The organism is Rhizobium sp. BK619, assembly GCF_014195245.1.
GTDB lineage: Bacteria > Pseudomonadota > Alphaproteobacteria > Rhizobiales > Rhizobiaceae > Rhizobium > Rhizobium acidisoli.
On sequence record NZ_JACIBH010000001.1, the window covers coordinates 411,435 to 424,389 of the forward strand.

The following is a 12,955-nucleotide window of genomic DNA, read 5'->3' on the forward strand; positions in this document are numbered from 1 at the left end:
GCGTCAGAGCATGATGCCGAAAAGTGTAAGCGGTTTTCGGATGACATCATGCTCATCCAGAAGCGCCGCTCCCGTCACGACGGAGTTCTCATGGCTTTCCTGCTTCGCCGCCTCGTTTTCTACATGGCAGCCTTCATCGCGGCAGCGACGATCAATTTCTTCCTGCCGCGGCTGATGCCGGGCGATCCGGTGCAGATCATGTTTTCGAGCGCCGGCACCGAATTGCCGCCGGAAAGCCTGCAGGCGCTGAAGCTCACCTTCGGCTTCGTCGATGGGCCGCTCTGGCAGCAATATCTCATCTATCTCGGCAGCATCTTCACCGGCGATCTCGGCCGCTCGATCAAATATTTCCCGCTGCCGGTCACCTCGGTGCTCGGCCATGCCCTTATCTGGACGGTCAGCCTGATGGGCACTGCGACGATCATCAGCTTTGGGCTTGGCACCCTTCTCGGCATCGCCGCCGCCTGGCGCCGCGGCAGCAGGTTCGACGTTTTCGTTTCCGTCGGCGCGATCTTCGCGACCTCAGTGCCGGCCGTCGTCACCTCGCTGATCGTGCTCTTCATCTTCGGCTTCACGCTCGGCTGGTTCCCGAACGGCTATGCCGCCGACCCCTCGCTCGATCCGGCTTTCAGCCTGCAATATCTCGGCAGCGTCGCCTATCACGGCATCCTACCGATGGTCACACTCTGCACCGTTTTGATCGGCGGCTTCACCGTGACCATGCGCAACAACATGATCAATCTGCTCGGTGAGGACTATATCGTCATGGCCCGCGCCAAGGGGCTGTCCGACCGGCATGTGATGCTCTGGTACGCGGCGCGCAACGCCCTGCTGCCGACCGTCTCCAGCCTTGCCATCGCCATCGGCACCATTCTCGGCGGCTCGCTGGTGACCGAGGTCGTCTATAACTATCCCGGTCTCGGCAATATTCTTTACCAGGCGATCCTCGCCCGCGATTACCCCGTCATCCAGGGCCAGCTCCTCATCATGACAGCGACCATGCTGATCGCCAATTTCATCGTCGACGTCAGCTATATCCTGCTCGACCCGCGGCTGAAGGGAGCATGAGATGAAAACCCTGCTTCGAAACCGCAAGGCGCTCACCGGCCTCGTCATCATCGCCGTCATCGTCATCGTTGCGATCGCAGCACCGCTGCTGACGCAATATGATCCCGCCGCCCGCACCGGGCGGCCGCACCAGCCGCCGTCTCTCGACCATATTCTCGGCACCACCCGCATCGGCCAGGATGTCTTTGCCCGGCTGATCTATGGCGCCCGCACATCGCTCGCCGTCGGCTTCGGCGCCGGCCTGCTGATTACGCTCGTCGGCACCGCGCTCGGCATCATTTCCGGCTATCGCGGCGGCAAGACCGACGAGGTCATCAGCTTCTTCACCAATATGGTGCTAGTCGTTCCCAATCTGCCGCTGCTGCTCGTGCTCGCCGCCTTCATCGGCCAGGCAAGCCCCGTCGTCATCGCGCTGATCCTCGGGGCCACCTCCTGGGCCTGGGGCGCCCGCGTCACCCGCGCCGAAACGCTCTCCGTCAAACACAAGGATTTCGTCAAATCCGCCGAGATGATGGGCGAGCCGCAATGGCGCATCATGACATTCGAGATCTTTCCCAATGTGATATCGATCGTCGGCATCAATTTCATCGGCAGCGTGATCTTCGCTATTATCACCGAGGCGACGCTGGAGTTTCTCGGCCTCGGCGATCCCCGCGCGATCTCCTGGGGCACCATGCTCTATAATGCGCAGAAGGCCTCGGCACTTTCGGTCGGCGCCTGGTGGGATATTCTCACCCCCTGCTTTGCCCTCGCCTTCCTCGGCATCGGCATGTCGCTGCTGAATTTCGCCGTCGACGAGATCGCCAATCCGCGTCTGCGCACCGGCAATCACCTGAAGCGCTGGTCGCTGCTCGTCCGTTCCGGGGAGGGCCGCCTGTGACACAGCCGCTGCTGTCGGTGAGAAACCTCACCATCGATTATATCGGCGAGGAGAAGGATTTCCGCGCCGTCGACGACGTCAATTTCGACGTCGCACCCGGCGAGGTCTTCGGGCTCGCAGGCGAATCCGGCTGCGGCAAGAGCACCATCGCCTTCGCCATCAGCCGCCTGCACAAGCCGCCGGCGCTAATCCGCAAGGAGAGCCGCATCCTGCTTGACGGCCGCGACGTGCTCGATCTCGACCAGCAGGCCCTTGCCGCCTTCCGCTGGCGCGAAATCGCCATGGTCTTCCAGAGCGCCATGAACTCGCTGAACCCGGTGCTGCGCATCGAGACGCAATTCTACGACATGCTGCGCACCCACAAGGGCATGAGCCGTGCTGCGGCCCGCGAGCGCACCGCCGAAATGCTGACGCTGGTCGATATCGCGCCGGATCGCATGCGCGACTATCCGCACCAGTTTTCCGGCGGCATGCGCCAGCGCATCGTCATCGCCATCTGCATGGCGCTCGATCCGAAGCTCGTCGTCATGGACGAGCCGACGACGGCGCTCGATGTCGTCGTCCAGCGCGAAATCCTGCAGCGCATCAACGAGCTCCGCCGCCGCTTCGGTTTCTCCGTGCTCTTCATCACTCATGATCTCGGGCTGATGGTGCAGTTCTGCGACCGCATCGGCATCATGCTGTCAGGCAGGCTGGTGGAGCAGAACGCGGCCGAAGCGATCTACCGGACGCCGGAGCACGACTATACGAAAAAGCTCTGGGCCTCCTTCCCCTCGCTTCACGGAGGAGTGCTGCTATGAGCGACGCCATCCTCGCGCTCGACACCGTCACCAAGAGTTTCGGCCATGGTTCGGCGGCCGTGCATGCGGCGCGCACCATTTCCTTTTCGCTGCATGCCGGCCGGGCGCTGGCGCTCGTCGGCGAATCCGGCAGCGGCAAGACGACCTGCGCCCGCATGGCGATGCGCGAATATCTGCCGACATCGGGCCGCATCCTCTATAAGGGCCGGCCGGTCGAGGCGGCGAATTCCGCCGAGATCGGCCGCTACCGCCGCTCGGTGCAGATGATCTTCCAGGACCCCTTCGCCTCACTCAACCCCGCCCATACCATCGCCCACCATCTCCGCCGGCCGCTGAAGCTGCATCGCCCGGAGATCAAGGGAGCCGAGATCGACGTCGCGGTCCGCGAACTGCTGACGCGCGTACGGCTCGATCCCGATCTCGTCGCGCCGAAATATCCGCATGAACTCTCCGGCGGCCAGCGCCAGCGCGTCAACATCGCCCGGGCGCTTGCGGTCCAGCCGGAGGTGATCGTGGCGGACGAGCCGACCTCCATGCTCGATGTCTCCGTCCGCCTCGGCGTATTGAATCTGCTGAACGAGATGAAGCAGGAGATGAATCTCGGCCTGCTCTATATCACCCATGACATCGCCACCGCCCGCTATGTCGCCGAAGATATCGCCGTGATGTATGCCGGCCAGATCGTCGAATGGGGCAGCACCGCGGGGGTGATCGACAATCCGCTGCATCCCTATACAAGGCTGCTGCTTTCGGCCGTGCCCGATCCCGACGTCCGCTTCGAGGACCCGAAGGCACGCCTCAGACCCGACGAGGTGGAGGATATCCGCCGCCGTTCCGCCGCGCAGCAGGACGAGATCGTCGAAGTGGAGCCGCAGCATTTCATACGAATGATCTGAGGCGCCTCAGCTGAGTTCCTGGGCTAGGCCGAGGAGAAGCCCTTCGGGGCCTCTTATGTAGCAGAGCCGATATGTATCTCCATACTGGACGACTTCGCCGACGAGCTGCGCACCACGCGCGCGAAGCCTTTCAAGCGTGTCGTCAATGTCGTCAACGGTGAACATGACACGGAGATAGCCAAGCGCGTTGACCGGAGCGTTGCGGTGATCTGCGACGACATCGGGCATGAGGAAGCGGGAGAGCTCGAGCCGGCTGTGGCCATCAGGCGTGCGCATCATGGCAATCTCGACACGCTGATCGCCCAGTCCAGTGATACGTCCGGCCCATTCTCCTTCGATCATGGCCCGTCCTTCGAGCTCGAGGCCGAGTTCGCCAAAGAAATCAATCGCCACTGCCAGGTCTTCGACGACGATGCCTACATTGTCCATCCGCTTGAGCGCCATGTTTCCGATCTCCAAAATGTCGTTGCAATCTCCGAGGCGTCGCCTCGTCCAACAAAGGACGTGTGAGGAGCCCCAACACCGACAGCTGTCCACCACCCCGCTTTTCCCGAGGCCTGCTGACTGGCCCCGCTCATCACCCTATGCTAGGGGACGGTTCTTTCAAGTGAGGCGAAACCGTCATGCTGCCCTGGATCCAGCTCGATTCCGCGACCATTCCCGGCGAAGGCGGCGAACTCAGGCTGAAGCAGCGCGGCAGTGAATTCTCGATTATGCTCGGCGCCAACGAGCTGATGAACAGCCGCCTCAGCGGCTCGGAAGAGGCGCTGGCGACCCTTTCCTGGGAGCGGATCAAAGCGCATCCGAAGCCGAGGATGCTGATCGGCGGGCTTGGCATGGGGTTCACTCTGCGCGCCGCTCTCGCCATCCTTCCCGAGGATGCAGGCGTCACCGTCGCCGAACTGGTACCCGCCGTCGTCACCTGGGCGCGCGGCCCGATGGCCGAGGTCTTCAAGGGCTGTCTCGACGATCCGCGCGTCGCCATCCATCAGGGTGATGTCGGCGAAGCGATCCGTGCAGGCAAGGGCGCCTATGACGCGATCCTGCTCGATGTCGACAATGGCCCGGATGGGTTGACCCGCAAATCCAACGATCGGCTCTATGATTTCGCCGGCCTGCGCTCCGCCCGAGACGCGCTTCGCCCCGGCGGCGTGCTCGCCGTCTGGTCATCCGGTCCCGATCCGGATTTTACCCGCCGCCTCAGGGACAGCGGTTTTTCCGTCGAAGCCGTCAACACCCGCGCCAACGGCAAACGCGGCGGCGCCCGTCATGTGATCTGGCTGGCAATGAAACCGACCCGCTGACCAAAGCTCCTCAACGATGAGGCCGCCGCCTGGGTCAATTGGCCGAAGCGATCCTGCGGGCGGCATCGATGGCGCGGCGGGCGCCGGAGCGCAGCTGCGTGGTCTCGGCGCCGGCAATGACCAGGTCGAAGCCGAATTTCAACAGTTCGCCGGCCCGCTCGCCGTCGGCGGCAAAGGCGCAGGCAAATTTGCCGTGGGCGCGGCAGCGCGCGACGGCATGCTGCATGGCGCTGTCGATTTCGGCAGCATTCGGCGCCACCTGATCACCATTCGACAGCGCGATGGAAAGATCGGAAGGGCCGATGAAAATGCCGTCGATGCCGGTCACGCCGAGAATGCCGTCGATCGCATCGAGCGCGGCGCGGGTCTCGATCATGGCGATGGCGACGGTGAGCGCATTTGCGTTCTTCAAATAATCATCGCCCGACAGGCCGGTATGGTTCAGCGCCAGCGACGGCCCCCAGCTGCGCTCGCCGACCGGCGGATATTTCGTCGTCCGGACCAGGGCTCTCGCATCGTCGGCCGAATTGATCATCGGCGCGATGATGCCGGAGGCGCCGGCGTCAAGCAGCCGCGAGGCGGAGGCGAAATCGCCGACCGGAATGCGCGCCAGGGCCGGCTTGCCGGCAAGCCGTACCTGACCAATGGCATTGGCCGCCGACGGCATGTCCCACATGCCGTGCTGCATATCGAGCACGACCGCGTCGAAGGCCTCCTGCGCCAAGTGGTTGACCAGCATGGCGTCGGGAATGCCGACCCAGGCGGAGATCATGCCACCCTGGCTATTCCTGATCCGGTTCGCAAAGCCGTCTATCTCAGTCGCACCCATGCCATTCTCCTCAATTCATCAGACCGCCAGCGGCCATTGCTGCCCGGCAGCGGCGGCGTTCATACTCTCCGGCGCAGGCGCGAGACGATGATCATGACGACAATGCCGGCTGCGGCCAGGATAGCACCCCACAGCACCCAGATCGTCTGGGCTATCATGAAGCTCGAGGCCGGATAGGGAAAATATCCGCTTCCCTGTCCGATCCAGATCAGCCCGAAAAGGACCATAAGCAGTCCGATGATATATCCGATCGTTCGCATGCTTGCGTCACTTTCGCTATGGATTCGTTCCCACAATGTCGGTCGCCGCCGCCGATGACAAGGCTTCTGCGGCGGAGAATAATCCGGCGTCAGCCGCTCCCTCCGACTTCGCCCACTAGCCAGGCACCGAGGCTTTCGCTGTGCGGGCTGGGAGATCGCGGTGGCACCAGCCAGTAACCGCGATTCTGCGCCTCAAGCGGCGGGCCGGCTTCGACCAGCATGCCCGCTTGGAGCAGCGTATCGACGAGCCCCATCCAGCCGATCGCCACGCCCTGCCCGCTCAACGCAGCCTGAATGACCAGCGAATAGGTATTGAAGCTGATATCGCCGCGGCCGGCATTGATATCGCGCAGGACGGAGAATTCAGTCAGGTAACTGCGCCAATCGAACCAGGGCGATGGCATCGCCGTGTCGAGATGGATCAGCACCGCCTTGGCAAGCTGTCTCGTATCCTCGAACGGGCCGTTGCGATCGAGAAATCCCTGCGTGCAGACCGGCACGACTTTTTCCCGCAGCAGAAGCGTACCGATGGCGCCGAATTCCGCCCGCGTGCCGAAAACGACCGCGACATCCGCTTCGTCGCGAAAACTGGCGACAAATCGCTGCGTCGCGACGATCTGGATGTCCGTTTCCGGATGAAGGAGACGAAAGCCGTCCATGCGCGGGATCAGCCAAAGCGATGAAAAGGCATAGTCGGTTCTGAGCCGAACGACCGGTCGTTGGGCTTCGGCGCGGAAACTGCGGGCGAGCGCATCGATGTCGCCGACCGCTTTGGCGGTGACGTCGAGAAGCCGCTCGCCTTCGGCAGTCAGCGTCACGCCGCGATGCTGGCGGCGCAGCAGGCTGACGCCGAACTGCTCCTCCAGCCGGCGGATCTGATAGCTGACGGCCGGCTGGGTAAGCCCGAGCAGCGCTGCGGCCGACGAAAAGCTCCCGAGTCTGGCGACCTCGACGAAAATGCGCATCCATCGAAGCTCAAGCGGGTGGTCTGGCATAAAAATTCCTTTATGCAGCCATTCAAAAATGCTGTCTTTACAGGCACGACAATAGACGCTTCAATAAAATCTGCAAATAGCATAGGAAAACGACATGGCGCGCCCGAATATTCTCATCCTGATGGTGGATCAGCTGAACGGGACCTTGTTTCCTGATGGGCCTGCCGACTTCCTGCATGCGCCGCATCTGAAAGCATTGGCTGAACGTTCAGTGCGCTTCGCCAACACCTATACGGCAAGCCCGCTTTGCGCGCCGGCGCGGGCGTCCTTCATGTCCGGGCAATTGCCGAGCCGGACGCGCGTCTACGACAATGCCGCCGAATTCGCCTCCGACATTCCGACCTATGCGCATCATCTGCGCGCCGCCGGATATCAGACGGCGCTGTCGGGCAAGATGCATTTCGTCGGCCCCGACCAGCTTCATGGCTTCGAGGAGCGGCTGACGACGGATATCTACCCTGCCGATTTCGGCTGGACGCCCGATTATAGCAAGCCCGGCGAGCGCATAGACTGGTGGTATCACAATTTGGGTTCAGTGACCGGCGCCGGCGTTGCCGAGATCACCAACCAGATGGAATATGACGACGAGGTTGCCTACAACGCCACCCGCAAGCTGTTCGATCTCTCACGCGCCCATGACGAACGCCCCTGGTGCCTGACCGTCAGCTTCACCCATCCGCACGACCCCTATGTCGCACGCCGCAAATTCTGGGACCTCTATGAAGACTGCCCGGCGCTTGACCCGGCGGTGGCGCCGATCGCCTTCGAGCAACAGGACCCGCATTCGCAGCGGCTGATGAAAGCCTGCGACCACGAGGCTTTCGACATCAGCCCGGAGGAAATCCGGCGGGCAAGGCGAGGCTACTTCGCCAATATCTCCTATGTCGACGAGAAGATCGGCGACATTCTCGGCGTACTGGAACGGACCCGCATGGCCGACAACACGATCATCCTTTTCGTTTCCGATCATGGCGACATGCTCGGCGACCGCGGCCTCTGGTTCAAGATGAACTTCTTCGAAGGATCGGCGCGCGTCCCGCTGATGATCGCGGCCCCCGGCTGGAAGCCCGCGCGCATCGATCAGCCGGTCTCCACCCTCGACGTGACGCCGACGCTGGCGGCTCTTGCCGGGATCGACATCACTGCGTTGAAACCATGGACCGAGGGCGAAGATCTCGCAGGCCTCGCCGAAGGCACCGGCAGCCGCGGCCCCGTGCCGATGGAGTATGCCGCGGAAGGTTCCGAAGCGCCGCTCGTTTGCCTCAGGGACGGGCGCTACAAGCTTTCGCTCTGCGACAAGGACCCGCCGATGCTGTTCGACCTCGAAGCCGACCCGCAGGAGCTCGACAATCTGGCGGGAAAGCCGGCGCATGCCGACACACTGGCGAGGCTTGCCGACCAGGCCGGCCGGCGCTGGAACCTTGCCGATTTCGATGCAGCCGTGCGCGAAAGCCAGGCGCGCCGCTGGGTGGTCTATGCGGCACTGCGCAACGGCGCCTATTATCCCTGGGACTACCAGCCGCTGCAGAAGGCCTCGGAGCGCTATATGCGCAACCATATGGACCTGAACGTGCTCGAAGAAAACCAAAGGTTCCCGCGGCAGGAATGAGCGCGAAAATCCTTGGGATCACGCCGTCCTGCGCGCCGGCGCCTCGCGCAGGAAATCCTCGATGAACTGCTTTTGCAGCAGGATGCCGTCCCATTCGTCGGGGAAGAAGGGGGAGTCGTAGATCAGCGTGAAGGGACCGGCATAACCGGCCCGCTCGCACATCTCCAGACATGTGCGGTAATCTTCGGCATCGAGGCCGGCAACGCCGTAATCGGCCTTGGCATGGCAGATTTCCGCCCGGCGCATGATGTCGGCCAGACCCTCGTATTTCGCCGGTGCTGCCCAATTGCCGAGGTCGCCGTTGAGGCCGACCTTGCCGTCCAGCCGGTCCAGCAGCCAGTTCATCTCGACAGGCGACGGCAGCAGGTCGAACCAGTTCTCGACGACGATGCGCACACCGCTGCCTTCGGCTTTTTCGGCCAGCCAGCCGAGGTGACGGGCGGCGCGGGCGAGGTTTTCCTCGGTCGGTTTCTGCTTGCCGGCGATGACGCGTATCCGCTGCGCCCCCAGTGCAGCGGCGATATCGATCCACTCCGCCATCCATCTGACGTCGCGTTCGGCCGTCTCGGCATGGCTCGGATCGCCGTCCTCGACGAGCAGCGTCTGGAACAGCACGTTCGAGGCCGCCATCGCATCGCGCAATTCACTTAGATAGCCGGCCTCAAGGCTCGGCAAATGGAAGGAACAGACCTCCAGCCGGTCGATGCCGCGCGCCGCCAGCGCCGCCGGCATATCGATCAGCGCCGCGGCACCCGGACCATAGGGTTCTTTCGGCGCAGAACTTTTGTCGGGATCGGGGCTGTAGGCATGGATGGCACCGAGTAGCCGATGCAGCGACCACGTCGAAACCGCGAAGCGTCCGTTTTGCAAGATCTGCACGTGCCTTCCTCCCAGATTTCCTTCTGCCATTCATGGCAATAAAAGCCAGCCGGTTCAATTGCCGCCTCAGGCGAAATCGCCGCGGACGACCGGCTCGGCGGCAAGGGCAACTCCCAGCAGCGTTTCGTCGCGACGGGCGGTGGCCGAGAGCAGCAGGCCGACCGGCATGCCTGAGGCACCCGTGCCGCAGGGGATGGAGACCCCACACCAGTCGAGGAAATTGCCGAGCGCGGTGTTGCGCAGCGTCTTGTTGTTGGTCGCGAAGAACAGTTCGTCGTCCCCTTCCAGCGGTCCGATCGGCGGCGCAACATGGGCGACCGTCGGAAAGGCGAGCAGCCGGTCGCCGACAAGGCGCTCGACATCGGCGATCATCCGTTTGCGCGCCTCGAGGATCGCCAGGTAATCGGCCAGGCTCGTCCTGCTTCCCAGGCGGGTGCGCATGACGACGCGGTGGTCCATCCTGTCCGCATCCGGTCCCGCCAAGCGTTCATGGTGAAGCGCGAAAGCTTCGGCGGTGACCAGCGGGCCATATCTCGTCATCAGATCGAAAATCGCGTCGAAGGCGGGAATGACGGCACGGGCAACATGGACGCCGGCCCTTTGAAGCCGTTCTAAACCGGCTTCGAAGGCGGCGATGACGCCCGGCTCGGCTCCGTCGAAGACGATATTTTCGGGCACGAGCAAGTCCAGCCCCTGCGGCGGACGCTCGACGACGTCAGGCGCGATCCGGCCGCGCATCGCCGCATCGATCCACACCGCATCCCTGACGCTGCGGCAGAGCGGCCCCAGCGAATCCAGGCTCTTGGCCAGCGGATAGACGCCGTCCATCGCATGACGGCCGCGGGTCGCCTTGTAGCCGACGATGCCGTTGAAAGCGGCGGGAATACGCACCGAGCCGCCAGTATCCGTGCCCATCGCCACCGGCACCAGGCCGGCTGCGACGGCGACACCGGCACCCGAGGAAGAGCCGCCCGGAATGCGCGGGAGATCGGTGCCGCGCGGATTGACCGGCGTGCCGTAATGCGGGTTGATGCCGAGGCCGGAAAAGGCAAATTCGCTCATATTGGTGCGGCCGATAGCGATCATGCCCGCCTGCCGGAGGAGAGCGACGACGGCCGCATCGCGCTTGGCCGGCGCATCGGCGGCCAGCACGACGGAACCCGCCGTCGTCGCCAGGCCTTCGATATCGAAAAGATCCTTCCAGGCGATCGGAATACCGTCCAGCAATCCGAGTGACCGGCCTTCCCGCAAACGTTTGGAAGAGGCCCGCGCCTCCGCCATCGCGCGGCTTTCGGTCAGCGTGGTGAAGACCGCCTTGTCGGCGTAATCAGCGATGGTGCCGAAGACCGCCGCGGCCACATCGACCGGATCGGCCGCGCCACCTTGAATAAGGACGGAAAGCTGGGCGACCGACATCGCGCCGAAGGATTTGCTCATGAGACGATCCACAGAAAGATGATCCCCTGGACTACCCCGGATCATTCCGGCGAGCCAGAGCATCACGATATTTTGCATTTATTAGGACGATTTTTTGAACACTGAGTTTGCAGATTGCCCCTTCAATTGCCGCGATTAAAGACACACATGCTGCACGCATGCGGGAGTCGGTCCGCCATGAGGGTTGAGAGTTTATTCTTGAGAGACCGGCGCTGCATGTGTTGCAGGAGTAATTTAGATGACAGATTGTGAAACTTTGACCCGTCGCCAGGATATGGTGACCCTCCATGTGAAAGAGGATGAAACGACCGGCTTGGGCGAGCGCGACTATGTGGAACATGTCAGCGCCCAGAAACTTTCGGGCTTCGAGCGCATTGTCGTGGTCGCCGCGCTGGCTCTCTTGAGCTTTGTCGGTTTCGCCGCATATTCTTCCAGTGAGACGGACCCGGTGACGACATCGGCCATCGCTGCCCCCGCCGGCGACAGCGCACCGCACCATCAGCCTTACGGCCATTGCCGTGAGAGCAGCCCGTATGCTGAAAGGGTCTGCTGAAGGCGACTTCGGCTCGCGCAGGTAAAATCACCTCGCCGGGCATGGAGACCTTGGCCCAGGCTGCAGAATGCAGGAAAGGGAAAAGGACCATGGCCGGTGATATCGATTACAATCTCGACCGGTTCGTCGACGCCCAGAACGGCGTCTACGAAAAAGCGCTCTTGGAGCTGAAAGCCGGGCGCAAGACCTCCCACTGGATGTGGTTCATCTTCCCGCAGATATCAGGTCTCGGCACTTCGCCGATGGCGGAAAAATATGCGATCCGCTCGGCCGAGGAAGCCGCCGCCTATCTCGCCGATCCCATTCTCTCCAGCCGGCTGCTGCGCTGCGTCGAGGCGATCCTGTCGGTGGAGGGCCGATCGGCGCATGAGATCCTCGGCTCGCCCGATGATCAGAAGCTGCGCTCGTCGATGACCCTGTTTGCCGCGATCAGCGACCATGGCTCACTCTTCCACCGGGTGATCGAGCATTTCTATCAAGGGAAATTCGACGAGCGGACCATGGAAATCCTCAGGACTTAGATCATGCTCTCGCGGTCCGGCCTGCTTCCAGTGCGTCGATTTCGTCGGAAATTTCACTCAGCCGCTGACGCAGATCGCTGTCGGTGCCGTCATCGACCTCTTCCTCGCCGAAACAATAGCGCGCATCGTGAAGCTCCAGCTTGGCTTCGAGCTCGGCGCGTTTGGCATACAGGCGCTTGAGATAGACGTAGTTCATCTCCCGGTCTCCACTTGTCCTCCGGTGAGGGAAAAACGGTATGGAAGCGGTAAGGTTCCCGAAAAACCGGTTCAGGCGAAAGAGACGATCGCCGCATTGCAGGCCTTGGCGAAATGACCGCAGCAGCTGGCAGCGCCCATCGCCTGGCGGCTGACGCGCGCACCTTCGAGCAGCAGCGTCAGCGTATCGGCAAGAAGCTCAGGCTCGCGCGCATCGGCCGCCGAACAGAGCGCCGCCAGGCGGTCACGCTGTTCTGCCTTGTGGCGCTCGATCATCTCGTGGGCGGGATGGCCCTCGCCCTTCAGTTCGATGGCGGCATTGGCGAGATCGCAGCCGGCGGGCTCGCCGTTCAGACATTGCGCCCGCATCTCCACCCAGGCGTAGAGCTGGGCGCGCGGATTGCCGGGATAGGCGGCCTCCAGCTCGCGCCAGATCGCACCCGCCTTTTCCGAGGCGCGGCGCAGCGTCTCGCAGACGAGCTCGTCCTTCGAGCCGAAATGCCGGTAGAGCGTCATCTTGTTGGTCAGCGCCGCGTCGGCAATGGCATCGACGCCGATGCCGCGGATGCCGCGCTCGCGGAAAAGCTCCGACGCGGTCGAGACGATACGTTCCCGCGGCGGGATGCGATCTTCTGGAACGGCGGCGGAGATTTCATTCGAAGTTTCTGATTTTTTTGCGGACGTAGTCCTTGACATCGATGTGACCGATCGGTAACAAATGCATTGTTA

16 protein-coding genes are annotated in these 12,955 nt (G+C 62.8%); 8 read left to right on the forward strand and 8 right to left on the reverse strand.

Annotated features, from left to right (window positions below; genetic code table 11):
• Positions 1 to 90: 90 nt before the first annotated feature.
• Genes FHX14_RS01895 through FHX14_RS01910 form a run of 4 tightly spaced genes read left to right on the forward strand, consistent with a single transcriptional unit; the run spans position 91 to position 3,644 of the window.
• Entirely contained in the window at positions 91 to 1,068 is a 978-nt protein-coding gene (locus tag FHX14_RS01895; RefSeq protein WP_184375774.1) for an ABC transporter permease, read from the forward strand.
• Position 1,069: 1 nt separating this feature from the next.
• Positions 1,070 to 1,948, forward strand: coding sequence for an ABC transporter permease (locus FHX14_RS01900; protein WP_179613108.1), 879 nt, complete (start codon positions 1,070 to 1,072; stop codon positions 1,946 to 1,948).
• A complete protein-coding gene (locus FHX14_RS01905) occupies positions 1,945 to 2,748 on the forward strand; it encodes an ABC transporter ATP-binding protein (RefSeq protein ID WP_184375776.1) in 804 nt (267 codons plus the stop codon). The genes FHX14_RS01900 and FHX14_RS01905 overlap by 4 nt, the downstream gene beginning before the upstream one ends.
• Positions 2,745 to 3,644 carry an ATP-binding cassette domain-containing protein gene (locus FHX14_RS01910; RefSeq protein ID WP_184375778.1) on the forward strand — a complete coding sequence of 300 codons (900 nt, stop codon included), beginning with the start codon at positions 2,745 to 2,747 and terminating at the stop codon, positions 3,642 to 3,644. Before FHX14_RS01905 ends, FHX14_RS01910 begins: the two co-directional genes overlap by 4 nt.
• Before the next feature lie 6 nt (positions 3,645 to 3,650).
• Here the strand turns inward: FHX14_RS01910 and FHX14_RS01915 are convergent, their stop codons facing one another.
• On the reverse strand, positions 3,651 to 4,088 hold the full coding sequence (locus FHX14_RS01915; RefSeq protein ID WP_184375780.1) for a VOC family protein: 438 nt from the start codon (positions 4,086 to 4,088) through the stop codon (positions 3,651 to 3,653).
• Between the two features lie 179 nt (positions 4,089 to 4,267).
• On the opposite strand from FHX14_RS01915, the gene FHX14_RS01920 reads away from it, so the two are divergent.
• Positions 4,268 to 4,948 (forward strand): hypothetical protein, encoded by a 681-nt coding sequence (locus FHX14_RS01920; protein ID WP_184375782.1) that lies wholly within the window; start codon positions 4,268 to 4,270, stop codon positions 4,946 to 4,948.
• Between the two features lie 34 nt (positions 4,949 to 4,982).
• Here FHX14_RS01920 and FHX14_RS01925 read toward each other — a convergent pair whose 3' ends face one another.
• The 3 genes from FHX14_RS01925 to FHX14_RS01935 all read right to left on the reverse strand — a co-directional run bounded on the left by FHX14_RS01925 (position 4,983) and on the right by FHX14_RS01935 (position 7,032).
• On the reverse strand, positions 4,983 to 5,777 hold the full coding sequence (locus tag FHX14_RS01925; RefSeq protein ID WP_184375783.1) for an aldolase/citrate lyase family protein: 795 nt from the start codon (positions 5,775 to 5,777) through the stop codon (positions 4,983 to 4,985).
• Between the two features lie 59 nt (positions 5,778 to 5,836).
• Positions 5,837 to 6,037 (reverse strand): hypothetical protein, encoded by a 201-nt coding sequence (locus FHX14_RS01930; protein WP_184375785.1) that lies wholly within the window; start codon positions 6,035 to 6,037, stop codon positions 5,837 to 5,839.
• 89 nt (positions 6,038 to 6,126) lie between these two features.
• Positions 6,127 to 7,032 (reverse strand): LysR family transcriptional regulator, encoded by a 906-nt coding sequence (locus FHX14_RS01935; protein ID WP_184375787.1) that lies wholly within the window; start codon positions 7,030 to 7,032, stop codon positions 6,127 to 6,129.
• Positions 7,033 to 7,126: 94 nt separating this feature from the next.
• Between FHX14_RS01935 and betC the strand changes: the two genes are divergently transcribed.
• Positions 7,127 to 8,641, forward strand: coding sequence for a choline-sulfatase (betC, locus tag FHX14_RS01940; protein WP_184375789.1), 1,515 nt, complete (start codon positions 7,127 to 7,129; stop codon positions 8,639 to 8,641).
• A gap of 18 nt (positions 8,642 to 8,659) precedes the next feature.
• On the opposite strand, the gene FHX14_RS01945 is transcribed toward betC, so the two are convergent.
• Both FHX14_RS01945 and FHX14_RS01950 read right to left on the reverse strand, forming a co-directional pair.
• Entirely contained in the window at positions 8,660 to 9,520 is an 861-nt protein-coding gene (locus tag FHX14_RS01945) for a TIM barrel protein (RefSeq protein ID WP_184375791.1), read from the reverse strand.
• Positions 9,521 to 9,586: 66 nt separating this feature from the next.
• Positions 9,587 to 10,957 carry an amidase gene (locus tag FHX14_RS01950; RefSeq protein WP_184375793.1) on the reverse strand — a complete coding sequence of 457 codons (1,371 nt, stop codon included), beginning with the start codon at positions 10,955 to 10,957 and terminating at the stop codon, positions 9,587 to 9,589.
• Positions 10,958 to 11,231: 274 nt separating this feature from the next.
• Here FHX14_RS01950 and FHX14_RS01955 point away from each other — a divergent pair, with 274 nt between their 5' ends.
• Complete coding sequence (locus FHX14_RS01955) at positions 11,232 to 11,510, forward strand: hypothetical protein (protein ID WP_172643332.1); 279 nt, start codon at positions 11,232 to 11,234, stop codon at positions 11,508 to 11,510.
• An 89-nt stretch (positions 11,511 to 11,599) separates the two neighbouring features.
• Positions 11,600 to 12,031 carry a DUF1810 domain-containing protein gene (locus tag FHX14_RS01960; protein WP_184375795.1) on the forward strand — a complete coding sequence of 144 codons (432 nt, stop codon included), beginning with the start codon at positions 11,600 to 11,602 and terminating at the stop codon, positions 12,029 to 12,031.
• Position 12,032: 1 nt separating this feature from the next.
• Here FHX14_RS01960 and FHX14_RS01965 read toward each other — a convergent pair whose 3' ends face one another.
• On the reverse strand, positions 12,033 to 12,227 hold the full coding sequence (locus FHX14_RS01965) for a hypothetical protein (protein WP_003594637.1): 195 nt from the start codon (positions 12,225 to 12,227) through the stop codon (positions 12,033 to 12,035).
• A 71-nt stretch (positions 12,228 to 12,298) separates the two neighbouring features.
• On the reverse strand, positions 12,299 to 12,922 hold the full coding sequence (locus FHX14_RS01970) for a TetR/AcrR family transcriptional regulator (protein ID WP_003594635.1): 624 nt from the start codon (positions 12,920 to 12,922) through the stop codon (positions 12,299 to 12,301).
• Between the last annotated feature and the right edge of the window lie 33 nt (positions 12,923 to 12,955).

Bases quoted from the DNA above. Each gene is read 5' to 3' on its own strand.
- FHX14_RS01950 (WP_184375793.1), bottom strand. From the start codon at position 10,957: ATGAGCAAATCCTTCGGCGCGATGTCGGTCGCCCAGCTTTCCGTCCTT.
- FHX14_RS01955 (WP_172643332.1), top strand. From the start codon at position 11,232: ATGGTGACCCTCCATGTGAAAGAGGATGAAACGACCGGCTTGGGCGAG.
- FHX14_RS01925 (WP_184375783.1), bottom strand. From the start codon at position 5,777: ATGGGTGCGACTGAGATAGACGGCTTTGCGAACCGGATCAGGAATAGC.
- FHX14_RS01920 (WP_184375782.1), top strand. From the start codon at position 4,268: ATGCTGCCCTGGATCCAGCTCGATTCCGCGACCATTCCCGGCGAAGGC.
- FHX14_RS01930 (WP_184375785.1), bottom strand. From the start codon at position 6,037: ATGCGAACGATCGGATATATCATCGGACTGCTTATGGTCCTTTTCGGG.
- FHX14_RS01895 (WP_184375774.1), top strand. From the start codon at position 91: ATGGCTTTCCTGCTTCGCCGCCTCGTTTTCTACATGGCAGCCTTCATC.
- FHX14_RS01970 (WP_003594635.1), bottom strand. From the start codon at position 12,922: ATGTCAAGGACTACGTCCGCAAAAAAATCAGAAACTTCGAATGAAATC.
- FHX14_RS01965 (WP_003594637.1), bottom strand. From the start codon at position 12,227: ATGAACTACGTCTATCTCAAGCGCCTGTATGCCAAACGCGCCGAGCTC.
- FHX14_RS01915 (WP_184375780.1), bottom strand. From the start codon at position 4,088: ATGGCGCTCAAGCGGATGGACAATGTAGGCATCGTCGTCGAAGACCTG.
- FHX14_RS01960 (WP_184375795.1), top strand. From the start codon at position 11,600: ATGGCCGGTGATATCGATTACAATCTCGACCGGTTCGTCGACGCCCAG.
- FHX14_RS01900 (WP_179613108.1), top strand. From the start codon at position 1,070: ATGAAAACCCTGCTTCGAAACCGCAAGGCGCTCACCGGCCTCGTCATC.
- FHX14_RS01910 (WP_184375778.1), top strand. From the start codon at position 2,745: ATGAGCGACGCCATCCTCGCGCTCGACACCGTCACCAAGAGTTTCGGC.
- FHX14_RS01935 (WP_184375787.1), bottom strand. From the start codon at position 7,032: ATGCCAGACCACCCGCTTGAGCTTCGATGGATGCGCATTTTCGTCGAG.
- betC (WP_184375789.1), top strand. From the start codon at position 7,127: ATGGCGCGCCCGAATATTCTCATCCTGATGGTGGATCAGCTGAACGGG.